A 14,555-nucleotide genomic window follows, 5' to 3' on the forward strand; every position below is an offset into this window, starting at 1 on the left:
ATGGACACGACACTCGATTCCCGCACCTCCATCCCCGCGGCCGGCGATGCGCCGCGCAACCTGCTGGGCCGCGCGGCGACGCGCCATCGCGGCACCGACATCGACGGCGCGACGCTCGACCCCGAAGCGCTGCGCGTGCGCGACCTCGACCTGAACGCGCTGATCGGTGCGACGACGTTCGAAGGCGCGCTCGCGCATCTGTGGTTCGACGTCGCGCCCGGCAGCGCCGCGCATCGCGCGCACGAGGCGACGCTCGGTGCGCGGCTCGCGGCGTTCGCCGACGCGCTGGCGCCGGGCTCGGTCGGCCAGTCGGTCGCCGCCGATCTCGGCGCGGCAGGCGTCGCGCCGGTGTTCGCGGCCGCGTCCGGCCTGCTGCGCGGCCTCGACGACGTGACCGGGCGCGTGCGCGGCCCGGCGCCGGACGATGCCGATCTCGACACGATGCTGCTGTGCGCGGCCGCCGCGCCGTTCCTGCTGCACGCGGCGATCGAGGGCCGGCCGTTCGCCGCCGGCACGGCCGGCCGCGTGTCGCTCGACGCGGCCGCGACGCAAGCGCAACGCATGCTCGTGCTGACCGGCGCGACGCGCGGCGATGCGCCGGCGCAAGCGGCCATGGACATGCTGCTCGTCGCCTGGCACGCCGGCTTCGGCTACATCACGCCGACCGTGCTCGCGCCGCGCGTCGCGATCGGCACCGGCGTCACGCTGGCGCAGGCGATCGCGTCCGGCTTCCTCGCCAGCGGGCCGTCGCACGTCGGCGCGGCGCTCGAAGCGATGCAGTGGCTCGCGGCGCTCGCCCGCTCGGTGCCGGGCGGCGCCGGCGCGCCGCCGGCCGCGCTCGACGCGGCCGGGCGCGGGGCGATCGATGCGGCGCTCGACGCGAAGCGCACGCTGTACGGCTTCGGCCATCCGCTGTTCGTCGCCGATCCGCGTCCGCCGCACCTGCGCGGCCGGTTCGCGGCATGCGGCTTCGACGGCGGCTACGTGACGCTGTTCGACGCGTGCTGCGCGCAGGCCGACGCGCGCCGCGCGCTGCGGCCGAACATCGATTTCCTGACCGCCGCGACGCTGCTCGAACTCGGCGTCGCCGCGCCGTCGTGGGGCGTCGGCGTCGGGCTCGGCGCGCGCATCGCGGCGATGGCCGCGCATGCGGTCGAACGGCGCCGCCGCCCCGCGTTCGGCGTCAACAGCGCGACCGCGCGACGGCTCCTGGCCGCCGTGCCGGTCGGCTGGCTGTGAACCCTCACCCTTTCGCACAAGGAACGTCATGCTGCTCAAGAACCTGCGCCCGGCGAACGACTACGATCGCTTCGCCACCGAAACGCTCGAACCCTGGGACCTGCTGTTCATCAGTCGCATCCGCCAGCTGGCGCGCGGGATGACGCCCGGCACGATCGCCGACATCGGCACGGCCACCGGCGTCGTGCCGGTGCGCCTGGCGACCGATCCGGCGATGCGCGGCTGGCGTTACGTCGGCATCGACCTCGATCCGGCGATGCTCGACGAAGGCCGCCCGCGCATCCGCGAACTCGGGCTCGACGACACGATCGAGATGCGCGTCGGCGACGCGCTCGCGCTGCCGTTCGACGACGGCACGCTGACGATGGCGGTCGGCCGCGCGACGCTGCATCACCTGCCCGACAAGGCGCTCAGCCTGACCGAGATGTATCGCGTGCTGGAGCCGGGCGGCATCGCGCTCGTGCACGACATGCGCCGCGACGCGCCGCAGCACCTGCTCGACCGCTTCACCGAGATGCGCGCGGCCGCCGACTATCCGCCGACCCACGTCGAGGAAAAAATCACGCTCGACGAAGCGCATGCGCTCGTCGCCGCGGCCGGCCTCGCGGCGGTGGCGTCGATCTACAGCCCGAGCGCGGGGCTCGGCGCGCTCGGCTTCGAAATCCTGCTGAAGAAACCGGCGCTGGCCTGAGCGATGACCGATCTCGCCTTCCTCGCCGCCCATGCCGCCGCGCGGCTCGGCGCCGACGACGTGCATTGCGCGGCGGTCGCGCCTGGCGCGACGCTGCCGCTGTGCGTGACGCCGCGCAGTGCCGAACTCGCGACGTCGCCGGAGATGTTCGTCGCGTGGTACCGCTCGCGGCTCGACACGATCGACACGCTCCTCGACGCATGCGGCGCGCTGCTGTGGCGCGGCTTCGCGGTGCCCGACACCGCCGCGTTCGGCCGCCTCGGCGCGCTCTATCCGGCGCACGCGAACGGCTATACGGCCGGCGCCGCCCCGCGCCGGCAGATCGACGGCCAGGTCTACGAGTCGACCCGCATGCCGCCGCCGTTCAGGATCGGGCTGCATCAGGAGATGGCTTACATGCCCGCGTTCCCGCGCCTCGTCGCGTTCTACTGCCGGCAGCCGGCCGACGCGGGCGGCGAGACGCCGATCTGCGACATGCGCCGCGTGACCGCGCGCGTGCCGGCCGCGCTGCGCGCGCGGTTCGCCGAACGCGGCGTGATGTATCTGCGCAATTTCGCGGCGCCGGGCGACCGCGCTGACGACCTCGCCGCGAACCCGAACCTGCCGTTCGCCGCCTACCACCGGCCGTGGGACGACGCATTCGGCACGACGGATCGCGACGAGGTCCAGCGACTGTGCGCGCAACGCGGTGTCGGCTGCCGCTGGCTCGACGACGGCAGCGTGACCGTGTCGCACGTCGGCAGCGCGCTGCGCACGCATCCGCGCACCGGCGAGACGGTGTGGTTCAACCAGGCGAGCGCGCAGCACCCGAATCCGCGTTCGATGGGCGAGCTCAGCTATCGCTACCTGCAGCGCATGTACGGCACACGCGCCGCGTTCCCGTACGAGATCCGCTACGGCGACGGCACGCCGATGCCGTTCGACGATCTGGTAGCGATCTACGACGCGCTCGACGTCGAGGAGCGGGCGTTCCCGTGGCAGGCCGGCGACGTGCTCGTCGTCGACAACATGCTGGTCGCGCACGGCCGCAACCCGTACCGCGGTGCGCGCGACACGCAGGTCATGCTGTTCGACTGAGGATGCCCACGATGAGCGTTTCGTTTCTTGCGTCGGTGCGCGCGATGTTCGGCGCGCCCGCCGCGTTCGACCGGCCGCAGCGCGCAGGCCTGCCGCCGCTGCCCGATGCGCATGCGCCGGGCGCGGCGCTCGGCGCGCGCGCGATCGACGTCACGGCCGGCGATTTCCGCTTCCGCGCGCGCCACGTGCGGTTCCGGCTCGGCGCGATCACCGCGATCGTCGGGCCGAACGGCTCGGGCAAGACCACGCTGCTCGAAACGCTGCTCGGCTTCCGGCGCGGCGGCAGCGACGTGCGCGTGCTCGACGTGCCGGCCGAGCGCTTCATGCGCGATTCGCGGTCGCTGCAGCGGATCGGCGCGCAATTGCAGAAGGTCGAGTATCCCGATCATCTGCGCGTCTCGGAGATCGTCGCGCTGCACCGCGCGATGTACGCGCACACCGATGCGGTGATCGTCGATGCGCTCGGCATCGCCGAACTGCTCGACAAGCCGTGCCGCGCGCTGTCGAAGGGGCAGCGCCAGCGCGTGGACCTGTACGTCGCGCTCGCGCACCGGCCCGAGCTGGCCGTGCTCGACGAGCCGTTCACGGGCCTCGACCGCCGCTATGCGGGCGTCGTGATCGACCTGCTGCGCGATCGCGCGCGGGGCGCGAGCGTCGCGATGATCTGCCATTCCGAGGAAGAGCTGAGCGTGGTAGACGATCTCGTCTGGGTGCGCGACGGCGGCGTGCGCTACCAGGGCGACCGGGACACGCTGCGCGCCGAGCTCGTCGGCGACGCGCGCGCGGTCCTGCATTGCCGCGACGAAGCCGACGCGCGCGCGCTGCACAAGCGGCTCGCGGCGCTGCCCGGCGTGACCGGCGTGCGCGTGTCGGCCGCGCACGTGGTCGAGGCGTTCGGCGATGCGACGCTGCATCCGAACGTGCACCGGATCGTCGGCGAACGCGGCATCCAGCATCTCGCGCTCGCGCCGAGCACGCTGGGCGACCTGCTGCGCCTGTGCACCGAGGGCCCGACCCATGACTAAGGTGTTCCTGATCCTCGTGCGCAACGAGTTGCTCGGCTATCTGCGCAGCCGCTCGTCGTTGTTCTGGACGCTCGTGTTCCCGGTATTCCTGCTGAGCGTGATGCTGTTCGCGTTCGGCGGCTCGGGCTCGCTCGGCACGGCCGACATCGCGTTCGACGCGCCCGGCGGCGCGACGCCGTACAGCCGCGCATGCGAAGCGCAGATCGTCGACAGCCTGTCGCACAGCGACACGGTGAAGGCGACCTTCGGCGGCCGCGGCGCGCCGGCCGATCGCGTGACCGTCGTGCTCGGCGCCGACGAACGCACGCCGGCGACGATCCGCTACGACTTCAACGGCCCGCTCGCGGTCAAGGCCGCGTCGCGCGTCGTCGAGATCGCGCTCGCGCGCTGCGCCGCGCAGCGGCTCGGGCTGCCGGCCGCGCAGGCACGCTTCGAGAATGCCGCGCCGGCGCGCCGGCCGTTCGACTACGGCGCGTTCTTCGCGACCGGCATCCTGGTCATGGCGTTCATGGCGATCGGCCTGAACTCGACGACCACCGCGATCGCCGCGCTGCGCGAGCGCAATACGTTCAAGCTGTACGTGTGCTTCCCGGTCTCCCGCGGCGTGTTCCTCGCCGCGCTGATCGTCGCGCGCATGGCGATGATGGCGCTGTCGGCGCTCGTGCTGCTGACGGTCGCACGCGTCGCGTTCGGCATCGCGCTGCCGATCGCGACGCCGGACGGGCTGCGCGCGTTGCCGATCGTGCTGCTCGGCGCGGCGATGGTGCTGAGCATCGGCGTGCTGCTGGCCAGCCGCACCCGGTCGCTCGCGGCGGCCGAACTCGCGTGCAACGTCACCTACTACCCGCTGCTGTTCTTCAGCGACCTGACGATCCCGATGCACGACGCACCCGCGTGGCTGAAAGCCGGGCTCGCGTTCCTGCCGACCAACCAGTTCGCCGTCGCGCTGCGCGGCGCGCTGGTCGACGGCGCGCCGTACGCGCAGCTCGCGCCGCAACTGCTCGGCATGACCGCGTGCACCGCGCTGTTCCTGTTCGCCGCCGCGCGACTGTTCCGCTGGCACGACGCCTGACGCGTCGCCACGCCGTTTCGACGAAGGAGAGACACCGATGAAATCGAACCATCCCATAACCGACTACCTGCTGCATGCGAGCAACTTCCTGCCGGCGATCGTGTTCCTGTTCTACGGCCGGCTCGGCCCGGAGCAGCCGGGCCTGCGCTGGACCCACGCGTTCCTGATCGGCGGCGTGCTCGCGCTCGTGCACGGCGCGTGGCTGATCCGCCGCGCGGAGCGCAACAGCATCGCGATCGGCGTCGACCTGTTCCTCGTGATCGGCGCGGTGCTCGCGCTCGTCTCGCCGACAGGTAGCCGTCTGTGGGGCGAGGAACTCGGGCCGGCCGCGATGCTCGTCTGCGTGCTGGTAGTCGGCATCGTCCATACCGCCTGGTCGGACGGCGGCTTCGTCGACGGCGCGTTCGTCGACCACGCGCGGGCGCGTTCGCTATCGCTCGTGCTGCTCGCCGTCACCGTCGTCGCGCTCGCGGTGTCGATCGCGATGCGCCACAGCCCGCTGTGGGGCGGCGTCGTGCCGCTGATCGCGCTGGTCGTCGTGCGCGGCCGGCTGCGCAAGCAGCTCGCGCGGGCAAGCTGACGATGAACGCGCTGCCCGCCCATGCGGCGCACGCCGCGCAGCGGCACGCGCTCGCCGCGGCGCTCGGCGACGGCTGGCTCGACGGCGCGGCGTGTGAGCCGTATGCGACCGACGTCGCGCGCTACGGCGGCGTGCCGCTCGGCGTCGCGCGGCCGGCCTCGACCGCCGACACGCGCGCGCTCGTGCGCGTCGCCGTCGCGCACCGGATCGCGCTCGTCGCCCAGGGCGCGCGCACCGGGCTCGTCGGCGCCGCCGTACCCGATCGCAGCGGCACGCAATGCGTGGTGTCGTTCGAGCGGATGCGCGCCGTGCGCGCGTTCGATCCGGCCAATCGCAGCATCACGGTCGAGGCCGGCGTGCGGCTGTCCGATCTCAATCGGGTGGCGGGCGAAGCCGGGCTCTGCTTGCCGATCGATCTCGGCAGCGATCCGGCGGCCGGCGGCCTCGTCGGCGCGAACGCGGGCGGCAGCCGCCTGATCAAGTACGGCGACGTGCGCCGTCACGTGCTCGGCGTCGAAGTCGTGCTCCCGGACGAAGCCGGCACCGTGATCGACGCGCTCGCGCCGCTGCGCAAGCGCAACGCCGGCTTCGACGTCGCGCAGTGCTTCATCGGCGCGAATGGCGCGAACGGGCTCGTGACGGCCGTGTCGTTCGCGCTCGCGCCGCTCGAACGGTCGTCGTGCGCGGCGTTCGTCGCGTTCGCGTCGTACGACGCGGCGCTCGCCGGCCTGCTCGCGTTCGAGCGCGCATTCGGCGAGATGCTGTCGGCGTTCGAATTCATGTCGGCGGCGGCGATCGGTCGCGTCGCCGCCGTGTTTCCGGCGTTGCGGGTGCCGTTCGAGGCCGACGCCGCCGCATGCTACGCACTCGTCGAGATCGCGACCGGCATGCCCGGGCTCGATGCATTGCTCGAGGAACGCGCGGTCGCGACGCTCGACGCGCTCGCGCAAGAACGCGCGGTGCTCGACGCGGCGTGCGCGCCGGCCGAACGGTTCTGGCGGATTCGCGACGCGCTGCCGGCCGCGGTCGCGCAGGACGGCATGCCGCTGTCGTTCGACGTGTCGTTTCCGCGCGGCGCGCTGGCCGGATTCGTCGCCGATGCCGAGCAATGGCTCGCGGCCGCGCATCCGTCGCTGCGCTGCCACGCGTTCGGCCATTTCGGCGACGGCGGCTGCCATCTCGTCGTGTCGATTCCGCATGCCGACGCGCAACGCTACGGGCCGCTGCAGCAGATGGCGCTGCGCGGCGCGCTGTACGACCGCGTCGCGCGCGCGGGCGGCTGTTTCAGCGCCGAGCACGGCGTCGGGCCCGTCAATATCGCGTACTACCGCAAGCACGTGCCGGCCGCGCAACGGCAGGTCGCCGCCGCGGTCCAGCACGCCGTCGACCCGCTGGGCCTGATCGGGCGGGTTCGCTACTGACGCGTCGCTGCGCGGCGCCACGGAGATTTCGCATGATGTTTCGACACTCGCCCGGCCCGCACGCCGCGGCCGAACCGGACACCGACGAGCGCTCGTCCTCCGGCATCCCTGGAACGTTGCCCGACTCGGGCGTCGTGGTAAACGTGCGCGGCGTCGCTCACGTGATCCGGTTGCCGCCGCGCGACCATGCGCGCCCGGCGCTGTGGCGCGCGCTGGCGGACTGGCGCGACGAACGGTCGGCCGACGGCGACGTCGAGCCGGCGCCGCGCCGGGACTGACCGCCTGCGGGGCGGCCGGCCGTCAGTTCGTCCCGTCGTACGTGACGATCTCGACCCAGTTCGCGCCCTTGCCGACCGGATACTTGCCGATCGCGTCCAGGCGCCCGGTGCGGCCGTCGATCCGGTACACGGCCAGCGTCGGCGACAATTGCCCGGCCGCGAGCAGATACCGGCCCGACGGATCGATCGCGAAGCCGCGCGGCTGCTGCTCGGTCGCGAACGTGCCGATTCGCGCGAGCGTGCCCGACTTCGCGTCGACGCGATACGCGGCGAGCGTGCTCGACGTGCGCTCCGATGCGTACAGGAAGCGACCGTCGGGCGTCAGATGCAGGTCGGCGCCCCACGGCTTGTCGCCGTGAAAATCGGGCGGCAGGATCGATACGGTCTGGATCGGCCGTGCATCGGCACCGCCGTGCGACAGCGCGATCGCGTGCAGCTTGCCGTCGAGCTCATCGATCAGGTACGCGAACCGCCCGTTCGGCGAAAACACGAAATGGCGCGGACCCGACTTCTCCGGCAGCCGATACGCGGGCTCGCCCGTGTCGGTCAGCCTGCCGGTCGACGCATCGAACGGCAGGCGCAGCCACGCATCGGCGCCGAGCACCGACGCGAACGCATGGCGGCCGTCGGGCGACTGACGGATCGCATGCGCCATCGGGCCGGTCTTCACCGTCTGCAGCACGTCGCCCGCGACGCCGTCCGCGCCGATCCGGTTCACCGCGAGCAGATTGCCGCCGTACGACGCCGAGAACAGGTAGCGGCCCGACGCATCGGTCGACACGTACGCCATGCTGTCCGCGAGCGGTGCACGGCCCAGCTCGAACAGCCGCCCGTCGAGCGGATTGATCGCGAAGCTGACGACGCGATACGGCGTCGAGCGCAACGCCGCGTAGAGGCGACGATGATCGGGCGACAGCGCCATCGGCATCACCGCGCCGCCGACCGGCACGGTTTCGATCGCGGTCAGCGCACCGTTCGACGTGTCGACGCCGAACACCGAGATGTCGCGGCTGTCGCTGTTCGATACGTACGCATACGTCGCCGCGTGCGCGAGCGAGGCCGCCATCGTCAACGCGGCCGCCGCAACGGCGCGCCGCACGAGAGTCGTTTTCATGGAAGTGACGGGAAGTGCAGAAAGGGAGCCGCGCATGCGAGCGCGGCGCCGGACCACCTCGGTCGTCCGGCGCCGCGACGCGCGAAGCACGCCGTCAGAACACCGCGTGCCCGCTGATCAGGCTCGGCAGCCACGTCGAGAAGAACGGCAGGTACGTGACGATGTTGATCGCGCTGAAGATCGCCAGATAGTAGGGCCACGCCATCTTCGTGGTCTCGCCGATCGACACGTTGCCGATCGCGCAACCGACGAACTGCACCGACCCGATCGGCGGGTGCACGAGACCGAGCGAGCAGTTCAGCAGCAGCATGATCCCGAACTGCACCGGCCCGACGCCGCACGCCATCGCGATCGGCAGGAACAGCGGCGTTGTGATCAGGATATGCGCGGCCATGTCGACGAACGTGCCGAGAAACACCTGGATGATGTTGATGTACAGCAGCATCAGCCACGGCGCCGCGGTCGACTGCTTCAGCAACCCTTCGATCGCATCCGGAATCTCCAGGTACGACATCTGGAAGCGCAGCATGTTGGACACCGCGATCAGCAGCAGCACGACGCCCGTCGTGCGCGCCGCATGCGACAGCGCGCGGCGCAGCTTCTCGGCGGTGAGCGTCCGGTAGACCACCGCGGTCAGCACGAGCGAGTAGACGACGGCGATCGCGGCCGCTTCGGTCGCGGTGGCGATGCCCTTCGCGACGCACACGAGGATGATGGCGATCACCATCAGCCCGGGCACCGCGCCGACGAAGCTGCGCAGCACCGCATACCAGCCGGGAAACCGCGGCAGCGCGGACGAGCCGTCATCGCGGCGCGGATAGCCGTGACGCACGGCCTGCCAGTATGCTGCGGCGAGCACGAAGCCCATCACCCACAACACCGGCAGGAGCCCCGAGAACAGCAAGTCGCCGATCGACACGCCGCTCACCGGCTGGCCGTGCAGCATCCCGGTGATGCCCTGCGCGGCGAACGCGTAGATGATCATGTTGGTCGACGTCGGCATCAGCGCGCCGGCGAGCGACGCATGCGTGGTCACGTTGACCGCGTACGCGGCGCTGTAGCCTTCGCGCTTCATCAGCGGAATCACCACGCCGCCCATCGCCGACGTATCGGCGGTCGGTGAGCCCGACACGCCGCCGAACAGCGTGCACGCGACGACGTTCGCCATCCCGAGGCCGCCGCGGAAGTGGCCGACGCTCGCCTGCGCGAAGCGCAGGATCCGGTCCGCGATGCCGCCATGCAGCATCAGTTCGCCGGAGAAAATGAAGAACGGCACCGCGAGAAACGAGAACGCGTTCATCCCCGAGATCATCGCCTGCATCGCGGTCGCGATCGGCAGGCCTTCGACCATGTAGGTCAGCACGCACGCAATGCCGAGCGCGAACGACACGGGCACGCCGAGGACGAGAAATATCAGAAAACTGACGGACAGGATCGCGAGTTCCATGGCGTTATTGTCCCGACGAAGAACGACGAAGCGCGAGCAGGTGCTCGAGCGAGAAGAGGACGATCGCAACCGCCGCGGGCATCGCGATCAGGTAGCGCACGCCTTCGGGCAGCCCGATGATCGGAATGCGGTCGCCCATCGTCTCGGCGGCCATGCTGCCGCAGCCGATCATGATCATGATCGCGAACGCGATCAGGCTCAGGTGCTGGATCGCGACGACGACCGTGCGCGCCTTCGGCGACAGCCGGCGCACCAGCGAATCGAGGCCGATATGGCCGCCGTCGCGCACCTTCATCGCCGCGCCGAACATCGCGATCACGATCACGAGCAACAACGCGATCGGCTCGACGAAATCCGGCGCGTTGTCGAACGCGTAGCGCATCACGACCGCATAGAACACCAGCACCGTGAGCACCGCGAGGCACGCCGACGCGATCACGGCCAGCACGCGAAACAGCACGTCGTTCACGCAGCGCAACAGCGGCGCGGCGTGCGGTCGCGCCGGCGCCGCGCCGTCCGGGGCAGCGGCCGGCGAGCCCGCGGCTGCCGCGCCGTTCAGGGAAGTGCGACGCGTCACTTGGTGGCCTCGATCTCGTCGACGATCTGCTTCATCTGCGGCGTCTTTTCATACTTGGTCCACAGCGGCTGCATCGCCTTCACGAACGCCGCGCGATCGATCTGCGCGGCCGGCAGGATCTTCGCGCCGCCCTTCGTCACCATCTGTTGCGCCGAGGCTTCGCGCGCGGTCCACAGCTTCTGGTAGTACGGCACCGAATCGGCCGCCGCCTTCCTGATCGCCGCCTGCTCCTGCGGCGACAGCGTGTCCCAGATCTTCTTCGAGAACACCAGCACTTCCGGCGTCATCGCGTGCTGCGTCTCCGAGTAATCGGGCGCGACTTCGTAATGCTTGGTTTCCTCGTACGACGGCAGGTTGTTTTCCGCCGCGTCGACGAGCCCCGTCTTCAGGCCCGTGTACACCTCGGCGAACGGCATCGGCGTCGGCGTGCCGCCCATCGCCTTGATCTCGTCGACCATCAGGTCGGACGGTTGCACGCGCACCTTCAGCCCCTTCATGTCCGCCGGCGAGCGCACCGGGCGCTTCGCGTAGATCGAGCGCGCGCCGCTCTCGTAGAACGTCAGCGCGATCATCCCCTTCGCGGTGAACGCGTCGAGGATCTTCTGGCCGGCCGGGCCGTACATCGCCTTGCGGAAATGGGCGACGTCGCGGAACAGGAACGGGAACGACGGGATCAGCGATTCCGGCACGATCTCGTTGAACGATGCGCCGTTCACGCGCGCCATGTCGATCGCGCCGATGCGCACCTGGTCGACCGTGTCCTTCTCCGAGCCGAGCGCGCTGTTGCCGAACACCTTGATCGAATCCTTGCCGCCCGTCTGCTTCGACAGCTCGTCGCCCATGAACTTCACGGCCATGTTGGTCGGGAAGTTGTCGCCGTGCACGTCCGCCGAGCGGAACACGCGCGCCTGCGCGGACATCGCGAAGCCGGCCAGCAGTGCGACGGCCAGCGCGGTACGGGAGCCGGTGAATCGGTGCTTCATGGTGAGTCTCCTTGATGGTCGATCGTTGTTGTGCGGCGATCCGTCGGCCCGCGCGGGCGTCGCCGATGCGCTTCCTCGAACCGCAGAGTCATACGTCGTATGACGTGTTCAGCGAATGTACGTCGGTTAACCGTTTAACTCACTTGGTGCATACCCCTATAACCGCTGCCATCAAAGGATTTTGGCAGGAAACGGGGAATCGCATTCTCTGGCTTCGCGCTTTTTCGCGAAACGTTTTCCGGAAACCGGCCGACAGGCGAATCGGACGCCGATGACGCGCTTTCCCGACATCCGACGGTCTTCTTTCGCTTCGCTTGCCATCGTTATAGGATGACTGATCACAACACAGTCACGCCGTCGCGATGCCACGAGCATGCGCCGGCCGCATTGCACGCGACGCATTCCGCACGACGCGATTCGCGCCCGTGGCGCCCGTGGCACCCGACCGACGACCCGCGCCGGCGGCCGCGACCGCCCGTTTCGATCTTGCCGGCAACGCGTCTATCGCCCGCCCGCTGGCGCCGCGGGACACGCGCCGCCGAACGCCCCGATACCAACCCGACATCGCGCAACCGATGCCTCTTCAGGAGATCTCCGTCATGACCTTTCCCGTTTCTCGGCCGCATGCCCGGCCGAACCGCCGCCCGCGCGCGCTCGGCCTGCTCGCCGCGCTGCTCGCCACCGCTGCGGCACTCACTGCCTGCGGCGGCGACGACACGCGTGCCGGCGGCGGCGCCGCGCCCACCGCGCCGCCCGCGACCAGCGTGTTCCAGGTCGGCACGACGACCGTCGACCCGAACCTGCCGCCCGAGCCGGCGCTGCCCGCCGATACGCAGGTATGCAGCACGCTCGAAGCCGCCAATACGCTCGTGAGCCGCCCCGACGGCTCGCTGCCGCCGGAGGCCGACCCGTCGACGGCCGGCGTCGGCAAGGCCGTGTCGACCGCGACGGCCAACCCCGACCAGGCGCGCATCCAGGCCGCGCTCGACGCCTGCGGCGCGGCCGTCGACGCCGAAGTCGGCGCGACGATCGCGGCGGCGGACGCCGCGGCCACCGCCGCGCAGAAGACGGCTGCCGCGCCGAACGCGAACGTCGCCGGCGCGTCCGGTGAGGCGCTCGCGAAGCCGAAGTACCGCGCGAGCAAGTTCGCAGTGCGGCTCGTCGTCAATCGCGCGGGACCCGGCAACGGCTTCATCAGCGGGCCGCTGACGCTGCCGTCCGGCGTCACGCTGTGGATCGACAAGGGCGTCACGCTGTATGCGTCGCGCGACGTGAAGGCGTATTCGCCGAACGCCGCCGGCCCGTACTGCGGCAACACGGCCGTCAGCGCGACGAAAGCCGGCAGCTCGTCGAACTGCGCCGCGCTGATCACGGGCACCAACCTCGTCAACGCGGCGGTGGTCGGCGACGGCCGGATCGACGGCCGCGGCTACGCGGAGCTCGTGACGTCCGACGCGAAATACCCGCTGATGAAGGTCGACCTGACCTGCTCGAACACCTACGCGGCCTACAAGAGCGGCACCGTGGCGCCCGACGGCACCGCGTGCGACGACGGCGGCACCGTCGTCGATTCGAAATCGACGGTGCGCAACATGACGTGGTGGGATCTCGCGTATCTCGGCAACATGGTGCAGAACGGCACGACCGGCTTCGGCTCGCAGTCGAATTTCCGGCTGATGGTGTTCAACTACGCGAAGAACCTCACGCTGTACCGCATCACGCTGAACAACAGCCCGAACTTCCACGTGGTGCCGAGCGGCGTCGACGGGCTGACGATCTGGAACGTGAAGGTGCAGACGCCCACGCTCGCCGCGTTCGCGAACCCGGCCGGCAACGGCAACCCGCTGTACAACGGGCAGACGTTCAATGCGGACAACGTGAAGAACACCGACGCGTTCGACCCTGGCTCCGCGGCGAAGCCGACGTCGGTGGCGCTGTCGACCGGCAGCACGACGACGTCCGCCGCCGCGATCTCGTTCGACGGCTACCTGAAGAACTTCGTGTTCGCATACAACTACGTGAGCACCGGCGACGACGACATCGCGCTCAAGGGCAGCAACAACCCGGCGCCGGCCGGCTCGGGGCTGTTCGGCATCGACGGCAATCGCGACGTGCGCGCCGACCGCAAATGGGGCGTCGCGATCGCGCACAACCATATCTACTGGGGGCACGGCATCTCGATCGGCAGCGAAACCAACGGCGGCGTGACCAACGTTCAGGTGTACGACAATTCGTTTCGCGATTCGGAGGAAGGGCTGCGCATCAAGTCCGACTATGCGCGCGGCGGCGAAGTGAGCAACATCCACTACGCGAACATCTGCATCCGCGACGCGAAGAATGCGCTGCTTTTCACGCCGTACTACAGCACGAAGGCCGTGCCCGCGAGCGGCCCGCTGTATCCGAACTTCCACGACATCTCGCTTGCGAACGTCGTGATCGAGGGCGCGGCCGGCGTGAAGCTGCAGGGGTTCGAGGCGAACACCGGGGGCTATGGCGAACCGGCGTTTCCGCTCGCGATGTCGCTGACCGACGTGGTGGCCGATACGCCCGACGGCATCGCGACGATCGCGTCCGACGCGAACCTCACGCTGCGTAACGTGAATCTGCCGGTGTTCCCGTCGGCTGCGAACCGGGTGGTCGTCGACGGCGCCGCGGTCCATGCGATCGATCCGGCCAGCGTGCTCGACTGCAGCAAGGCGTTCATCGACTTCCCGGGCATCGACCAGTCGAACCCGTTCGGGTCGACGTGGGCGCCGGCGCTGTAACGCGTGGTCGTTCCGTCGCCGTCGCGCGTGCCGCCCGGCGGGCACGCGCGATGCTCGCCGCGACATCGTGCAATGAAAAAGGAGCCTGCGATGTCGACCACGAAGCCATCGGCGCCCCACGATCCGCCTACCTCGCCGAATGCCGGCGACGAAGGCCCGGCCGACGCGCCGGGCATCGGCGAGGACACCTGCCGCGTCTGCCGCGGCACCGGCCGCGTGGAGGGCCAGCCATGCACCGTCTGCGGCGGGACCGGCAAGATACTGCAGGGAATCGGCGGCGGCTAGG

The 14,555-nt window shown here is 70.4% G+C and carries 14 protein-coding genes; 10 read left to right on the forward strand and 4 right to left on the reverse strand.

The genetic code is table 11. The features are described from left to right. Genes WS54_RS31920 through WS54_RS31955 form a run of 8 tightly spaced genes read left to right on the forward strand, consistent with a single transcriptional unit; the run spans nucleotide 1 to nucleotide 7,383 of the window. Complete coding sequence (locus WS54_RS31920; RefSeq protein WP_059781840.1) at nucleotides 1–1,239, forward strand: citrate/2-methylcitrate synthase; 1,239 nt, start codon at nucleotides 1–3, stop codon at nucleotides 1,237–1,239. Nucleotides 1,240–1,267: 28 nt separating this feature from the next. Beyond that, a complete protein-coding gene (locus WS54_RS31925; protein ID WP_027786439.1) occupies nucleotides 1,268–1,930 on the forward strand; it encodes a class I SAM-dependent methyltransferase in 663 nt (220 codons plus the stop codon). Between the two features lie 3 nt (nucleotides 1,931–1,933). Next, nucleotides 1,934–3,007: a TauD/TfdA family dioxygenase gene (locus WS54_RS31930; RefSeq protein ID WP_059781842.1), complete on the forward strand. Its 1,074-nt coding sequence runs from the start codon at nucleotides 1,934–1,936 to the stop codon at nucleotides 3,005–3,007. 11 nt (nucleotides 3,008–3,018) lie between these two features. Beyond that, nucleotides 3,019–4,032 carry an ATP-binding cassette domain-containing protein gene (locus WS54_RS31935; protein ID WP_059782027.1) on the forward strand — a complete coding sequence of 338 codons (1,014 nt, stop codon included), beginning with the start codon at nucleotides 3,019–3,021 and terminating at the stop codon, nucleotides 4,030–4,032. Then, nucleotides 4,025–5,104, forward strand: a complete 1,080-nt coding sequence (locus tag WS54_RS31940; RefSeq protein ID WP_059781843.1) for an ABC transporter permease — start codon at nucleotides 4,025–4,027, stop codon at nucleotides 5,102–5,104. The genes WS54_RS31935 and WS54_RS31940 overlap by 8 nt, the downstream gene beginning before the upstream one ends. Before the next feature lie 37 nt (nucleotides 5,105–5,141). After that, nucleotides 5,142–5,684 carry a hypothetical protein gene (locus tag WS54_RS31945; protein ID WP_034208960.1) on the forward strand — a complete coding sequence of 181 codons (543 nt, stop codon included), beginning with the start codon at nucleotides 5,142–5,144 and terminating at the stop codon, nucleotides 5,682–5,684. Between the two features lie 2 nt (nucleotides 5,685–5,686). After that, complete coding sequence (locus WS54_RS31950; RefSeq protein ID WP_059781846.1) at nucleotides 5,687–7,105, forward strand: FAD-binding oxidoreductase; 1,419 nt, start codon at nucleotides 5,687–5,689, stop codon at nucleotides 7,103–7,105. Between the two features lie 32 nt (nucleotides 7,106–7,137). After that, nucleotides 7,138–7,383: a hypothetical protein gene (locus WS54_RS31955; RefSeq protein WP_059781848.1), complete on the forward strand. Its 246-nt coding sequence runs from the start codon at nucleotides 7,138–7,140 to the stop codon at nucleotides 7,381–7,383. Nucleotides 7,384–7,405: 22 nt separating this feature from the next. Here the strand turns inward: WS54_RS31955 and WS54_RS31960 are convergent, their stop codons facing one another. The 4 genes from WS54_RS31960 to WS54_RS31975 form a co-directional block, all read right to left on the reverse strand. Continuing rightward, complete coding sequence (locus WS54_RS31960; RefSeq protein WP_059781849.1) at nucleotides 7,406–8,497, reverse strand: lactonase family protein; 1,092 nt, start codon at nucleotides 8,495–8,497, stop codon at nucleotides 7,406–7,408. 94 nt (nucleotides 8,498–8,591) lie between these two features. Then, the gene (locus WS54_RS31965) at nucleotides 8,592–9,944 is read right to left on the reverse strand and encodes a TRAP transporter large permease (protein ID WP_059781851.1); all 1,353 of its coding nucleotides are present in this window, start codon (nucleotides 9,942–9,944) and stop codon (nucleotides 8,592–8,594) included. Between the two features lie 4 nt (nucleotides 9,945–9,948). Then, complete coding sequence (locus WS54_RS31970; protein ID WP_059781852.1) at nucleotides 9,949–10,521, reverse strand: TRAP transporter small permease; 573 nt, start codon at nucleotides 10,519–10,521, stop codon at nucleotides 9,949–9,951. Further along, entirely contained in the window at nucleotides 10,518–11,504 is a 987-nt protein-coding gene (locus WS54_RS31975) for a TRAP transporter substrate-binding protein (RefSeq protein ID WP_059781854.1), read from the reverse strand. Before WS54_RS31975 ends, WS54_RS31970 begins: the two co-directional genes overlap by 4 nt. Before the next feature lie 599 nt (nucleotides 11,505–12,103). On the opposite strand from WS54_RS31975, the gene WS54_RS31980 reads away from it, so the two are divergent. Both WS54_RS31980 and WS54_RS31985 read left to right on the forward strand, forming a co-directional pair. Beyond that, the gene (locus WS54_RS31980; RefSeq protein ID WP_059781856.1) at nucleotides 12,104–14,269 is read left to right on the forward strand and encodes a glycoside hydrolase family 28 protein; all 2,166 of its coding nucleotides are present in this window, start codon (nucleotides 12,104–12,106) and stop codon (nucleotides 14,267–14,269) included. Between the two features lie 90 nt (nucleotides 14,270–14,359). Next, nucleotides 14,360–14,554 carry a hypothetical protein gene (locus WS54_RS31985; RefSeq protein ID WP_034208952.1) on the forward strand — a complete coding sequence of 65 codons (195 nt, stop codon included), beginning with the start codon at nucleotides 14,360–14,362 and terminating at the stop codon, nucleotides 14,552–14,554. Nucleotide 14,555: the final 1 nt, after the last annotated feature.

Origin of the sequence: Burkholderia sp. NRF60-BP8 (genome assembly GCF_001522585.2) — a bacterium.
GTDB lineage: Bacteria > Pseudomonadota > Gammaproteobacteria > Burkholderiales > Burkholderiaceae > Burkholderia.